Below are 14,619 nucleotides of genomic sequence, written 5' to 3'. Positions count from 1 at the left end.
CCTTCTTATCCATTTCGGACATGCCCCGATTTTTCCGCTTTACTTTAAATCACCTTGTCGAATACAATAGAAACACTATGTGTAACGAAAATTTCAGGAGTTGAACTATATAAATGAGTTTGTTATCTGTAGAAGGTTTAAGTCACAGCTTTGGCGATCGAATGCTGTTTAAAAATGTATCACTTCAATTGAATAATGAGCACGTCGGACTTGTCGGAGCAAACGGTGTCGGCAAATCGACTTTAATGAATATCATCACTGGCCAGCAAATCCACGACACAGGGAAAGTGCAATGGACACCGGGCGTTGTGTACGGATATCTGGATCAGCACACAAACCTAACACCAGGCAAAACAATCCGTAATGTGCTTCAAGATGCGTTTGCCCACCTATTTAAAGTGGAAGAGGAACTAAACGAAGTAACTGGCAAAATGGGAGAAGCTTCTCCGGAAGAGCTTGAAGTATTGCTTGAGAAAATGGCTGAGCTTCAAGACCAGCTAGATGCAGGCGGATTTTACACACTGGATTTAAAGATTGAGGATGCTGCCCGCGGTCTTGGACTTGACGCCATCGGTCTTGAGCGAGACGTAGCGGCACTGAGCGGTGGACAAAGAACAAAAGTATTGCTCGCTAAACTATTGCTTGAGCAACCGCAAGTGCTTCTTCTAGATGAGCCGACCAACTACTTGGACGAAGAGCATATCAATTGGTTAGCAAAATATTTGCGAGAATATCCAAATGCCTTCATTTTGATTTCGCATGATACGGAATTCATGAATGCATCAACAGATGTTATTTTCCACCTGGAATTCGCGAAATTGACTCGCTACACAGCAACGTACGAGAAGTTTTTGGAGCTTGCTGAGCTCCATAAGAACCAACACATTAACGCTTATGAAAAACAGCAGGAATTTATTAAGAAGCAAGAAGAGTTCATCGCAAAAAACAAAGCGCGCTATTCAACAACAGGCCGTGCAAAGAGCCGTCAGAAGCAGCTTGACCGTATGGAACGGATTGACCGTCCGGAAACAGCAATGAAGCCGACTTTTGAATTCAAGGAAACGAGAGCCAGCAGCCGCTGGGTATTCGAAGGAGAAGATTTCGAAATCGGTTATACGCATCCTCTGCTTCCAAAGATGTCAATGACCATCGAACGTGGCGACAAAATTGCCATCGTCGGCTGCAACGGTGTCGGTAAATCAACGCTATTAAAAACAATTCTTGGCGTTATCCCTCCTTTAAGCGGAAAAATCACACGCGGTGATTTTCTGGAGCCGGTATACTTCGAACAAGAAGTAAAAGCTGAGAACATTACGCCAATCGACTATATTTGGAACGCTTATCCGAATATGGAGCAAAGCCATGTGCGTGCGGCACTTGCCCGCTGCGGTCTTAAGAATGAGCATATTGCCCGTCCGATGAGCCAACTAAGCGGTGGAGAGCAAGCGAAAGTCCGCCTTTGCCGACTGCTGATGGAAGAAAGCAACTGGGTGCTTTTCGATGAACCGACAAACCACTTGGACGTAACGGCAAAAGAAGAACTAAAACGTGCACTGAAAGCTTACAAAGGTACAGTTGTACTTGTTTCCCACGAACCTGATTTCTATAAAGACTGGGTGACAAAAGAATGGAACGTAGAAGCTTGGGCTAACCAAAAATAAGAAAAACCGTCATCGGTCCTTTTGGAGACTATCTAAAGATATGGCATTTGTTTCGAATGTCGTTCTGCTTTAGATGGTCTTTTTTATTTGCACGATTCAGCGCATTCGTTGATGCTGCAGGCGGATGCTTTCCACGGGGCAAGGCACCCAGCCTCCTTGTCTTCGTTCTCACGATGTATCGGCCTGCCCGCTTCGTCTGAGCAGGAGTCGTCGCCCTCCGCTCCAATCAACAGAAAGAGCATGCCTCCCAATGGTTCTTCCTAAAAAAATCCTCTACTCTTTAACTCTCCTACCCTGCTTTATAGTAGAATATTTTCTTAGAATATCATCCGTTAAACATTTCTTTATATCAATATAGTTATTGGATTATTTTTCATAGAAAGAACCTTTTAAATAGTATGATAAAATAGAGTTATCACCTAGATTGGAGGTATAAAAAATGACAAAAATTAAAGGTTATATCGGTACCTATACAAACCATGAAAGCAAGGGCATTTATTCGTTTACTCTTCACACAACAAAAGGAGAAATAGGCGATATCCACTTAGTTGCAGAAGTCGAAAATCCGACTTATTTGTGCATAAGCGCTGATCAAGACGCTCTTTATTCCGTCGCTAAAAAAGGCTCTCTTGGAGGGGTTGCTTCTTATGCAATCAATCATGCAGACGGAGCGCTTGAGTTCGTTAATATGCAAGTGACAGAAGGCCCGTCACCATGTCATATTAGTGTAGATGAGCATGAAAAGAACGTTGTAATCGCAAACTATCACCGAGGTTCTATTGAGGCCCATCCGGTACATAACAGAGCTGTACAATCTGTTACATCTGTCATACTGCATGAAGGAAGCGGTCCTAATACCGAACGTCAAGAAAAGCCGCACGTTCATTTTGCAGGCTTCACACCTGATCAAAAATATGTTGTTGCTATTGATCTAGGCACCGATACTTTAGAAACATATAAACTGGCAGATTTCACATTAACAAAAGTGCAATCACTATCGCTTGCGCCAGGCTGCGGCCCGAGACATATTGCTTTTCATCCGAACGGCAAGTATGCCTATATCATCACTGAGTTGAGTAACGAAGTTATCGTTTTAACTTATAACCCTGATAACGGCAGTTTCCATGAAATTCAGTATGATATAGCTGTGCCACTGGATTATCGCTTCAAGAGCCAAGCAGGTGCTATTCACGTGTCTGCTGACGGTCGTTTCGTTTACGCTAGCATCCGTGGCCACAATAGTATTGCAGTATTTAAAGTGAATGAAGAGACAGGCAAGTTGTCATTTGTCGAACATACACCTACACAAGGATTATGGCCTCGCGATTTCTCTTTAGATCCGAACGAAGAATTCCTTATCGTAGCCAACCAAGAATCTAATAATCTAACAGTATTTGAACGCGACAAGGAAACAGGCAGATTGACATTGCTTCAATCTAATGTAGCTGTTCCTTCTCCTGTTTGCGTAAAGTTTTTAAATAAGCAATAAGCAAATGATGTTTAGCCGATTTCAATCACGAATTGAATCGGCTTTTGTTTTTGCCGGGGAATAACTGGAAAACAGACATATATATAATTATCCAACCGAAAATATGAAGGAGAGATAATTATATATGAAACCGCTTATCGGCATTACATCTAATTTAAGAAATGGCTTGTTGACGCTATCAACCGACAACATTCAGTCCGTCACTTTGGCAGGAGGCGTTCCTATTGTGCTTCCCAACGTTCCTCCGGAAGAAGCAGAGAATGAAATAATAGCAAGCATTGATGGTCTACTGGTGACAGGCGGCGGCGACATTGATCCGTTGACTTTCGGGGAGGAGCCACATCAAAATCTTAGGTCTGTTTGCCCGGAAAGAGACCGATTCGAGATGAGCATTATTAAAAAGATGTTTTACTTAAATAAGCCGATATTGGCCATTTGCAGAGGCTGCCAAGTATTGAATATCGCGCTGGACGGCGATATATATCAAGATATTTATTCTCAAATACAAACTGAGTTAATCCAGCATACGCAAATTGCCCCTCGTTACCATACCTCTCATTATATTAATATAAAAAAAGACGGACTGTTATATGAGATTGCCCAGTCAGAAAGAATGAGAGTCAACAGCTACCATCATCAAGCCGTTCGTCGCATTTCTCCATATTTATCGATTTCTGCAACCGCAAACGATGGTATTATTGAAGCCATCGAAAGCAGCAGCAAAAAGTTTGTTTTAGGCGTGCAATGGCATCCGGAAAATATGTTTGCGACAGATGACGCTTTTGCCGGTTCACTATTCAGGCGCTTCATCAATGCCTGCATCAAATAAAAAAACAAAAGAAGCCGCCCTCTGTAGGCGGCTGTTCTTACTTTTCAGCTATAAGTGTATACGTTTTAGGCAAGCCTATATCATGTATTTTATGATTCGGCTCTTCTTGCAAAGAATGAATTCTCAAACCGGAGGCTGCAACAGATGTGACCAACTCGCCGATTGTCCATTTGCGCTGCACTGTTTGCATCAATTCTTCCTGCACGCCATCCGGCATATGTTTCGAAAAAGCCACACTTTGATACGTCAATTCCGGCGCAAAGTAATTACCGGTTACTTTATGCTTTTTGCCGCTTGAAGTAATCAGCTTTGTAGAAATCGGGTGGAATTCATGCAAAATAAAATGCCCGCCAACTGCAAGCTTATCTTTAATCAAATGCATTAACGGCTCCAGGGTGATGAAGTAATGTAAAACTCCAAGTTCCATCAGCACATAGTCAAACTCACCATGCATTTCCGATATCGAAAAGACATCTGACACGATATAGTGAATGTCCACTTCAGCCTCATGCGCTAATTCATTAGCGAACTTCGCATTTTCCTGAGAAAAGTCGACAACTGTCACATCCGCTCCAAGCAGTGCCATAGCCGTTGCTTTTACGCCGTTTGAACCAAGTAAATGGAGCACCTTTTTATCTTTTAAGTCAGGCATATATTGGCCGAACGGATATATGCGCCACTCCGGGTTTTGCTTGATTTTCTCTGCCACTTCTTTCGGTTGGCCGTAACGTGCTAAGAGTGCCTGGTAATTATTTTGGTTCCAAGCCTGCTCGTTTTGTGCCGTCAATGCTTGTTGCTTATTATGTAAAAAGCGGACAATCTCCGTTTTATAGTCCGTAAAGTCAACTCCATACATATAGCTGTATAAGGAACGGCACCAAACGCCACCTTCCTTAATTCGATAAGGATCAGTCCTTACAGTTGTATTGAAAAGACAGAAAATATGAACCGCCATTTCTTCGAACTGTACTGTAAACTCCGCTTTTACCGCTTTTTTTTCGATTTCAGTGCGGTTCTCCTTCGCAAAAAGCTCATAGCATGCCGAAAAGACATCCCATTGCACCAGCACTTTGACAGATGGACAATGAGCCGCCATTCCTTGCACACATAAAGCTGCCTCTTCGACAAATGTATACGGAATCTTAGCCTGCTCTAATCGATAAGCAACTGCTTGTATAATCTCTAGTTGTTTCACTTGCATACTCCTTTATTTTCATTTCATAAAAGCTAATAGCTCAGATGGTTCATGTGCTGTAAATGTCGGTTTTTCCACTAAGGCATGTTCCTCTGCGTCATAGCCCCAACTCACCCAAATAACATTGATGCCGCTTTTATGGCAAGCACGAATATCACGTACCTCATCGCCAATATAAATAACTTCATCCTTTGAATATTGATGTTTCTCGCAAAAATCATCAATCATCGTATCTTTGCCTTATAAGTCATTTGAAGTATACACTTCCGTAATGAAACTCATTCCATGGTTAAGGAAATATTCACGTATATTACTCTCCTCATTTGATGAAATGACGGCAATCTCCACACCAAGATTCCGCAGTTGCACAAGCAAATCACGAATGCCGTCAAATAGCGGAATTTCTTGTATCGATTCTTTATAAAGTCTATAAAAGTCATCCGCAATGAGCGGAAATTTAGAAAGCAATGTTTTTTCCTGACCATGCATCATTGTTGCCTTCTCCGGAGAAAATTTCGGAAATCCATGGGTTTCCGCCAATTGGTTAATGACCCCTAGCGCGACGGCCTTCGAATTGGCTAACGTACCATCAAAATCAAATATGGCACATTTTTTCATGTTAAACCCCTCCTCTTATTTGACAAGCGCATGCTTAAACGCATAAATAACAGCTTGCGTGCGGTCCTGCACTTCTAATTTGCTCAAAATATTTGAAACGTGTACCTTTACTGTTTTTAAAGAGATGAATAACTTATCCGCAATTTCCTGATTGCTTTTTCCTTCCGTCATCAGCAAAAGAACTTCCATTTCACGATTGGTCAAATCTTCATAAAGCTCTGAGTGCTTGGGCTTTCTCATGCGCTCCATCATTTTTCCGGTCACTTCCGGCTCCAAAACCGATTGACCATGGAATGTCGAGCGCACTGCATCAGCAATTTCACTTGCTTTCGATGTTTTCAGCATATAACTGGTCGCTCCTGCTTCTAGTGCTGGGTACAGCTTCTCATCATCCAAAAAGCTCGTGACAATGATGATTTTCGCTTCCGGCCATAGTTGAACAATTTCCTTTGTGGCCTCTATTCCGTCCATTTCTTTCATGACCAAGTCCATCAAAATGATGTCCGGCTTTAGCTGTAGCGCTTTTTCTACTCCTTCTTTGCCGTCAGATGCTTCTCCTACAACTTCTATGTCAGGCTGCGAGGAAAGAAAGGCTGAAACGCCGATTCGAACCATTTCGTGGTCATCTACAAATAATACTCTAATTTTCATGACGATCATCCTTTACTATAATCGGAACCTTCACCTCTAAACGGGTCCCCTTGTTCTTCACGCTCACAATTTTGAATGTGCCCCCGACTTCAAGCGCTCTTTCATGCATATTCTGCAGTCCATAGCTTCCTGTTCTCGATGTTTCCAAATCAAATCCTACCCCATCATCGGAAACAATCATTATAACCATACCTTCCCGCTTCACAAGGTAAACCTCCAGAGATGAAGCTTGCGAGTGACGAAGCGTATTGGATAATGATTCCTGCAGTATACGAAAAAGCTGATCCTCGACTCCCTTATCCAATTCAACCGACTCGATTTTCCACGTGATTTTCATCGGTACTTTCTGCATTAATTCGACAAGCAGCTCCTCCATCCCTTCCTTCAACGATTTTCCCTTCAAAGGAACAGGACGCAAATGAAGCAGCAACGCTCTCATTTCCAGCTGCGATTGCTGTATGATGTTTTCGACTAATTTCAGTTGCTTATCTTGCTGCTCACCATGTTCACTTTCATTGATTGCACTCATCAGCATCGATGCTGCGAATAGCTGTTGACTGACGGAATCATGAAGCTCTCTCGCCAATCGGTTTCTTTCTTGGGACACAATCTCCTGAATCCGCTTTTCCTGCTCCTCGGAGCGCTCATTAGCTAGCTTTTGAGAGGTTGCAATTTGGTTCGCCATCTGCTTTTGCAATCTATCTATCCTGTCATAGATACTATTAACTTCCTGTATGGTACTGCTACCGGCAATGTTCACATACTTGCCGAGCTCCATATCGGACAAATCACGGCTAATTTTGACGAACTGTTGACGAGTATAGTAACCGGATACTCCTCCTGCAATCGCCCCAATTACTGCGCTGCATAATGGGATAAACACGATAAACGGTAAGCCCATCGTATTTCTGTCCCATAGTTCCCTCATTAAGTCAACCGGAAAAACAAATGTAAACGCAAGCACGATTAATACAGTCAAAGACAGTGAATAGAGCATCCCTTGCATAATTTGACGTTGAATCATGTTCATACCCGCTTCACCTCTAAGCTTCCGACAACTGTACTTGTGACAATTTTCAGCTTCTGCTCCGCTTGATCATATTGGCTCGTATGGTAGTGAATGTTTTGATTAAACATTTTAGGCTCTTCATTGTTAAAAATTTTGACGTTGCCAACCGCAACAGAGTGAACGATCTCTACCTCCAGTTCAAAAGGAACATAAATATGCACTGAACCAAATAAATTGCGAATACAGATAACCGACTCACCCTTTGGTAATACAGTCTCGCTTAAGTCAACGACAAATTCGCCGATGCCGCTCTGAATGTTAATATCGTTCCATTCATATACTTTATTTGGCGTCGATTGCCCGCCAATGATTGTGTTTTTGAATAACAGCGGTTTTTTATGAATTTGCTCCGGCTCCGCGTTTTGCTGCTCTCCGTTTGCATTAGATGCCTTATAGATCGCTGGATGTTTTTTAGATTGAAAGAATCGGTATACTAACAATAGAAAGATGGCCAACAGCAAGAATTTGAATGTCACCATATTCAAAATCGTCAAAAGTGCTGTCGCCCCCCCGATAAAGAGCGACAGCTTGCCGATTGTTCGATGATATCTCTTCTTACCGTAATAAATAAAAATAGCAGATATAAAAGCAGAAAAGAGAAAGCCCTCATTAAAAAAAGCAATTTCAATTAAAATAATAACGATCGCAAATAATAAAAAATTATAAAATAAGTCCGATTTTGTCTTTTGTACCAAAAGGAACTCCTCCTCTCTAATTATCAGCCGTTTTTCACCAAATATCGAAAAGGTGCAGCCCATACTGCACCTTCCATAGCATACCATGTTTATATTATGGAGTTAAATTGCTTTCATTGTTTTTCTCTTTATTTTCAAGCTCTTCAATTCTCGCATCGATAGTTTGTCGAATATAATCGGTTTCCACCTTCTTCTCCAAACGGTTCATATAATATTCCATTTCCTCAAATTTTGCTCCTGCTTTTCCTTGAGCCTTTTGCTCAGGATCCAATACAAAGTTTATACGCTGATTGGCACGGGCGATATTTTCGCGCCCCATTAACTCTAAACGTCTTAATTGCATATTCTTTAGCTTATGTTTCATTTCTGCATATTTGAACTCCAGCTCATCTAGCTGTTTGCTCGCTTCTGCAATAGCTGTTTCCAGACGCGCGACCCGTTCCTCATATTGATTTTTTTCCGCTAAAGCAAAGTCATAAAGTTCAACTTCGCCAGCTCTTGAAGCAACTTCTACTTGGTGAGCTCGCTTGTCATAGAAACGCTTCGCTTCCGCATACTCGCGCTTCAGCTCTTCCTTCAAACGATATTGGCGTTCTACTAACTGACGAACCTTTTCAACTTCCTGCTCGCATTGTCTTAAATATTGATTCAGCATTTTTATCGGGTTGCTTTCTTCTTTTTTATCCAATAATTCATTTACATCTGCTGTTAAACTGTTTACCATACGTGTAAAAATGTTGCTCATTTTTTCCATCTCCTCTTACAATTATTTATTCAATTTTGCCCACTCAGTCTCAAAGTTTGAGAATGGATCACTATCGTTGTCTTCTTTGGTGACTTTTCGTTCATTCCATTTCTTATAAACTACATACAGAACAAACGCTGCCACTAAACCAATTACGGACGGAAGGTTTGAGATCGCCATAGATACAACCAGTAAACCAGTCAGTCCCCATAAAACTTTAGCGCCTGTTGATTGAGCCTTCAAAAACTCCCTCAACACCAGATAGCCAATTCCTAATGTAATTGCAAGGCCGAGCATCGGTACGAAGTTAGCAAGCAGCACAATGGCGGCAATTCCTCCAATAATAAACAAACCAAATTTTTTCATGTCCGTTCCTCCTTTCATACTTCTATCTTAGCTATTTGCACAATTTTCTATAATCGACCTGCGCTATATTTTCATGTACTACTTGAGGCTTATAACAAAGCTCAAGCGCCTCGTTTAGCACCTGAACTGAGGCTCTCGCGAAACCGTCTTATGGACTCTTCGGGGAGGCAGTAGGGGACATCAGCTATAAGCGCCACGTCCGCATGTCTTCGCTGATATAACCTACATCCTGTAGACCTTCGAGTATGAGAGGTGTAAGGTTAGACAGCCATCTTCGTTCCAAAAAATATATTCTCACACAACTGTCACCGGTCCTTTTCTATTTTTGATATCCTCCTTGAGAGCATTTCAATACAAAAAAGCCCGTTATCTCTAACGGACTCCCTGACTGTGCATAAACGCATTTATTATTCCTTTTCATGTTGGTTTTAAAAACGGATTGTTTTATTTTTATGGACAATCACACGATCATCCAAATGCCACTTCAACGCGCGAGCAAGCACGCTTCGCTCAATCGTGCGGCCAATTTTCTTCAATCGTTCCACTGTGTCACGGTGGTCAACACGCTTAATATCCTGTTCGATAATCGGACCTTCATCCAAATCATTCGTCACATAGTGAGATGTCGCACCAATCAATTTCACGCCGCGTTCGAATGCGCGTTCATACGGACGAGCACCGACGAAAGCCGGCAGGAAGGAATGATGAATATTGATGATTTGATTAGGGAACTCCGCCACAAATTTCTCCGTCAAAATCTGCATATAGCGTGCTAATACAATAACATCAATATTATTATCCTTTAAAAGCTTAATTTGCTTTTCTTCTACTTGCTTGCGAATATCTTTGTTGGCAGGGATATAGTAAAACGGTATGCCTATAGATTCGACAATTTCTCTTGTGTCTTCATGATTGCTGATTACCATGACAATATCCATCATTAAATCTCCGCTTTGGTATTCCCAAAGCAGCTCAAGCAAACAATGCGGTTCTTTTGATACAAAAATGGCTGTCCGCTTCAGCTGAGATACATAGCGGAAGGAATATTCCATTGAAAATTGCTCTGCTACCGGCTGAAAATCATTTTCCAGCTCTACGCGAAGCTGTTGCAATTGCTCTAATTCAAATTCTAAACGGATAAAAAAAGTTCCGCCATTCGGATCAGAAGAATATTGACTACTTTCAATGATATTTGCTCCTTTTGAGAACAGGAACGTTGACACCGCGGAAACAATACCAGGCTGATCCGGACATGTAATCAGCAGGCGGCCCCGGTTTTCATATTGTGCTTTATGTGAGTCAATTTGATTTTTTATGATTTCTTTCATCATACTCAACCCTTTACTGTTCGATTATTCACAATTATATATAAAAATCGAGTAGTTCTGTTAACATTTCGCATTTTCATTTTGCCTATTTCAACCTCTTTCAAGGTTCATGATATTTTCCTAATTACCATTAGTGTATGAGGGATAAATAAAGTACAATAAAGAATAAATACATATTCTCTCAAAACAAGTATGGATATAATAAAAACAACTAACTATTTCAGTATAGAAAAATCTTAAAGAGGTTCAATTATATGACTAAGAAAATTGCTTGGGTTACTGACAGCACTGCTTATATTCCAGAGGAATTGCAAAATCATCCGGATCTATACGTAGTTCCGTTAACGATTACGTTCAGTAACGAAACATATGAAGACGGCGTCAATCTAGACCCGCTCAAGTTATACGCAAAGCTGAACACGGAGAAAGAAGTGCCAAAGACGTCACAGCCGTCTCCTGGAAAGTTTGCTGAGCTGTTCGAACAGCTAAAGGGAAAATATGAAGCAGCAATTGGCATTACCATTTCTTCAGATTTGAGCGGAACAATGTCAAGCTGCAAGACCGGAGGAGATTTAGCTAACTTCCCTGTTGAAGTGGTAGACAGCAAAGCGATGTCAGTTGCGATCACACGCTTAATTGAAATCGGCATGGAATTGGCTGAACAAAACCTTTCTTATACAGAAATCGCAGCACAATTGCGTGAGGAGTCCAGAAAAATTGAAACGTACATGGTTCTAGGCAACCTTGATCAATTTTATAAAGGTGGAAGAATGTCAGGAACAAAATATTTAATAGGCAATCTTCTTAACATAAAGCCGATTATCCGTATTTATGACGGGAAGTTTGATCTTTTTGAAAAGGTGCGTTCTGAAAAACGGGCAACAAAACGCATGCTGGAGCTTTTTGAAAAGGCTAATGCAAAAGGAGCAATTGATAAGTTATACATTATGCACGGAAATGTTTTAGAAAAAGCACTTGAATACAAAGAGCTATTTCTAAATCGCTTCCCTGGAATTAAGGAAGTAGTAATCTGTGAATTGACTGCCACCATTTCTGTCCATTCCGGTGAAGGGACTGTTGTTTTAGCGTGGGCCAATAAAGATCCGCACTTTTGATTGAACATCTCCTAAATATGACTTCTTGAAATGAAACTACATTCAAACACAAATCAATAAAACCTTTCTCTGCGAAACAAATTAGTTATGAGAAAGGTTTTTTCCATTCAAGAGGTTAGAAAATATTCCGCTAGTATGCTATATTTACACTTAAAAACCATTCTTTGTATAGCATCCATTTTTTTTATATAATTTAAGGTAAACGTAGAGAACGAAAGAGGGTCGAAATTGTGAGTGAAAATACACCTGTAGCATCAAATTTTATAAAAAACATTGTCATTGAGGATCTAAAAAGCGGCAAGCATGACGCGATTATTACCCGATTCCCGCCGGAGCCGAATGGTTACCTGCATATCGGACACGCGAAAAGCATCGTGCTGAATTTCGGTCTAGCCGATGAATTTAACGGTAAAACGAATTTGCGTTTTGACGATACAAACCCGGTAAAAGAAGACCAAGAGTATGTCGACTCTATTAAAGAAGATGTGAAATGGCTTGGATACGATTGGGATAACCTATTCTTCGCATCCGATTATTTTGACACAATGTACGAAAAAGCAGTTCTGCTGATTAAAAAGGGCCTTGCTTATGTCGATGATTTATCAGCTGATGAAATTCGCGAATACCGCGGCACATTGACAGAGCCCGGAAAAGACAGCCCTTACCGCAATCGCACTGTCGAAGAAAACCTAGAGCTGTTTGAGCAAATGAGAGAAGGCAAATTCGGCAATGGTGAAAAAGTATTGCGCGCTAAAATTGATATGAGTTCGCCAAATATCAACTTGCGCGACCCTGTCATCTACCGTATTGCGCATGCCACTCACCATAACACAGGCGACAAGTGGTGCATCTACCCTATGTATGCATTTGCACACCCATTAGAAGATGCAATTGAAGGCATCACACACTCTATCTGTACGCTGGAATTCGAAGACCAAAGACCATTCTATGACTGGGTAGTTGAAAAGTGCGAAATGGAGAATGTGCCGCACCAATACGAATTTGGCCGCTTAAACCTAACAGATACAGTTATGAGTAAACGTAAACTGAAGCAGCTTGTCGATGAAGGTTTTGTTGATGGCTGGGATGATCCTCGCATGCCGACTATTTCAGGTTTGCGCAGAAGAGGATTTACACCTGAGAGCATCCGTAATTTCTGCCGTGAGATCGGCGTAGCGAAAACGTCCGGCACTGTCGATATTCAATTCCTTGAGCACTTTGTACGCGAAGATTTGAAATTAAAAGCGCCGCGCACAATGGGTATCGTAAAACCGCTTAAAGTAGTGATTACGAACTATCCGGAAGGTCAAGTGGAGATGCTGGATGCAGAAATCAATCCGGAAAATCCGGAAATGGGCATGCGTAAAATTCCGTTCTCTCGTGAAATTTATATCGAGCAAGATGATTTCATGGAGAACCCGCCGAAGAAATATTTCCGTCTCTTCCCTGGAAATGAAGTACGCTTAAAACATGCTTACTTCATCAAATGCGAAGAAGTCATCAAAGATGAAAACGGCAACGTAATTGAACTTCACTGCACATATGACCCAGAAACGAAAAGTGGTTCAGGCTTTAATGCCCGCAAAGTAAAAGGTACATTGCACTGGGTTGAAGCGACACAAGCAGTGCCAGCGCAATTCCGTCTTTTCAACCCACTATTAGTGGAAGAAGAAGGCTCTGAAGAAAAAACATTTTTAGAGCAAGTGAATCCGAACTCATTGGAAATTCATGAAGGCTTTGTTGAAGAAAACATGAAAGATGTAAAAGGCGGGGACAAGTTCCAATTCTTCCGTCACGGTTATTTCAACGTTGATCCAAAACTGTCAACACCGGAAAAACCGGTATTCAACTTGATTGTATCTTTAAAAAGCTCGTTTAAACTTTAATAAATATACAAACAGGGTGTTTCAACGATTGATTCTGAAACACCCTGTTTTTACATTTTCCTCTGTAAAATAATAGCCGCATAATTCTTTAATATTTTCATACTATAAGTTTCAATTAAGTTTTATGCTCTATATTATTTTTACATCAAAATAAGGAGAATGTAGCATGCCTTCTTACAAAGGCACTATATATTTTATACAAGATGAAACACTTATCGGCTAACAAGAAAAAACTGTGGTATTTCTCCATTGCGGGGCTTTGCATTGTCTTCTTTCTGCAGTTACTATTCTTTCATGCGCCAACAGAAAAAAGCTCCATCATCGCTGAAGAAGCCACTTCGGAACCTATAACAACTGTGCAATTGGACGTTCCGCTTATACAGCAAATACCCGAACTTGAACGTGGATGTGAAGTAACCTGTTTGGCAATGATCCTCCAATATCACGGTATTGATGCAGATAAAATGGAACTGGCAGAAAATATTACTTATGAACCGTTCCTGAAAAATGGATTAAGAGGAAATATGAATCAGGGATTTGTCGGCAATATGGAAACCTTCAGCAAAAGTGGTCTGGGTGTTTATATCGGCCCTATTATTGATTTAGCTCAGCAATACGTCAGTCACAGGTTAATTGTGAACCTGACCGGCCAATCAACAAATACTTTATACGAAGCCATTGATGAAGGCTCTCCCGTTTGGATGTTAACGAATGCCTCTTTCTCTTATTTGCCGGAAGAACAGTTTCTTACATGGCAAACCGCAGAGGGTCCTATGAAAGTAACCTATCGTCAGCACTGTGTTGTGCTAACTCACTACGATGATAAATATGTCTATGTCAATGACCCGCTGCAACCTGAACAAAACATTGCGCTCAATCGCGTTAATTTTGAACAAGCTTGGATCCAAATGGGAAGACAAGCATTTTACATCAGCAATTAAAGCGCAAACCTGCCATTTCTCTAATCAGCGG

General features: G+C 41.1%; 13 protein-coding genes and 1 pseudogene. 6 read left to right on the top strand and 8 right to left on the bottom strand.

The genetic code is table 11. The annotated features are described in order from the left end of the window. The first annotated feature begins 113 nt into the window (after nt 1-113). The 3 genes from IEO70_RS01470 to IEO70_RS01460 all read left to right on the top strand — a co-directional run bounded on the left by IEO70_RS01470 (nt 114) and on the right by IEO70_RS01460 (nt 3,979). Complete coding sequence (locus tag IEO70_RS01470; RefSeq protein ID WP_190996582.1) at nt 114-1,661, top strand: ABC-F family ATP-binding cassette domain-containing protein; 1,548 nt, start codon at nt 114-116, stop codon at nt 1,659-1,661. Nucleotides 1,662-2,100: 439 nt separating this feature from the next. Continuing rightward, a complete protein-coding gene (locus IEO70_RS01465) occupies nt 2,101-3,150 on the top strand; it encodes a lactonase family protein (RefSeq protein WP_190996581.1) in 1,050 nt (349 codons plus the stop codon). Nucleotides 3,151-3,274: 124 nt separating this feature from the next. Further along, a complete protein-coding gene (locus IEO70_RS01460; RefSeq protein WP_190996580.1) occupies nt 3,275-3,979 on the top strand; it encodes a gamma-glutamyl-gamma-aminobutyrate hydrolase family protein in 705 nt (234 codons plus the stop codon). A 37-nt stretch (nt 3,980-4,016) separates the two neighbouring features. On the opposite strand, the gene IEO70_RS20295 is transcribed toward IEO70_RS01460, so the two are convergent. From IEO70_RS20295 to purU, 8 genes and pseudogenes are all read right to left on the bottom strand, one after another. Continuing rightward, on the bottom strand, nt 4,017-5,174 hold the full coding sequence (locus IEO70_RS20295; protein ID WP_328820844.1) for a class I SAM-dependent methyltransferase: 1,158 nt from the start codon (nt 5,172-5,174) through the stop codon (nt 4,017-4,019). An 18-nt stretch (nt 5,175-5,192) separates the two neighbouring features. Continuing rightward, nucleotides 5,193-5,792, bottom strand: a pseudogene (locus IEO70_RS19895) (HAD hydrolase-like protein). Between the two features lie 15 nt (nt 5,793-5,807). Next, nucleotides 5,808-6,443: a response regulator transcription factor gene (locus IEO70_RS01440; protein ID WP_190996577.1), complete on the bottom strand. Its 636-nt coding sequence runs from the start codon at nt 6,441-6,443 to the stop codon at nt 5,808-5,810. Then, the gene (locus IEO70_RS01435) at nt 6,433-7,473 is read right to left on the bottom strand and encodes a sensor histidine kinase (RefSeq protein ID WP_190996576.1); all 1,041 of its coding nucleotides are present in this window, start codon (nt 7,471-7,473) and stop codon (nt 6,433-6,435) included. The genes IEO70_RS01440 and IEO70_RS01435 overlap by 11 nt, the downstream gene beginning before the upstream one ends. After that, nucleotides 7,470-8,207 (bottom strand): cell wall-active antibiotics response protein LiaF, encoded by a 738-nt coding sequence (gene liaF, locus IEO70_RS01430; RefSeq protein WP_190996575.1) that lies wholly within the window; start codon nt 8,205-8,207, stop codon nt 7,470-7,472. Before liaF ends, IEO70_RS01435 begins: the two co-directional genes overlap by 4 nt. A gap of 94 nt (nt 8,208-8,301) precedes the next feature. Beyond that, nucleotides 8,302-8,952 carry a PspA/IM30 family protein gene (locus IEO70_RS01425; RefSeq protein WP_190996574.1) on the bottom strand — a complete coding sequence of 217 codons (651 nt, stop codon included), beginning with the start codon at nt 8,950-8,952 and terminating at the stop codon, nt 8,302-8,304. A gap of 21 nt (nt 8,953-8,973) precedes the next feature. Continuing rightward, nucleotides 8,974-9,318, bottom strand: a complete 345-nt coding sequence (locus IEO70_RS01420) for a lmo0954 family membrane protein (RefSeq protein ID WP_190996573.1) — start codon at nt 9,316-9,318, stop codon at nt 8,974-8,976. Between the two features lie 428 nt (nt 9,319-9,746). Further along, entirely contained in the window at nt 9,747-10,646 is a 900-nt protein-coding gene (gene purU, locus IEO70_RS01415) for a formyltetrahydrofolate deformylase (protein ID WP_190996644.1), read from the bottom strand. Nucleotides 10,647-10,900: 254 nt separating this feature from the next. Here purU and IEO70_RS01410 point away from each other — a divergent pair, with 254 nt between their 5' ends. From IEO70_RS01410 to IEO70_RS01400, 3 genes are all read left to right on the top strand, one after another. Further along, a complete protein-coding gene (locus tag IEO70_RS01410; RefSeq protein WP_190996572.1) occupies nt 10,901-11,761 on the top strand; it encodes a DegV family protein in 861 nt (286 codons plus the stop codon). 230 nt (nt 11,762-11,991) lie between these two features. Beyond that, nucleotides 11,992-13,647 (top strand): glutamine--tRNA ligase/YqeY domain fusion protein, encoded by a 1,656-nt coding sequence (locus IEO70_RS01405; RefSeq protein WP_190996571.1) that lies wholly within the window; start codon nt 11,992-11,994, stop codon nt 13,645-13,647. Nucleotides 13,648-13,850: 203 nt separating this feature from the next. Continuing rightward, nucleotides 13,851-14,588 (top strand): C39 family peptidase, encoded by a 738-nt coding sequence (locus IEO70_RS01400; RefSeq protein WP_190996570.1) that lies wholly within the window; start codon nt 13,851-13,853, stop codon nt 14,586-14,588. The last annotated feature ends 31 nt before the right edge of the window (nt 14,589-14,619 follow it).

The sequence above is a fragment of the Peribacillus faecalis genome, assembly GCF_014712675.1.
Classification (GTDB): domain Bacteria; phylum Bacillota; class Bacilli; order Bacillales; family DSM-1321; genus Bacillus_AD; species Bacillus_AD faecalis.
Note: the sequence above shows the minus strand (reverse complement) of the source record. Positions and strands in the feature narration are given on the sequence as shown.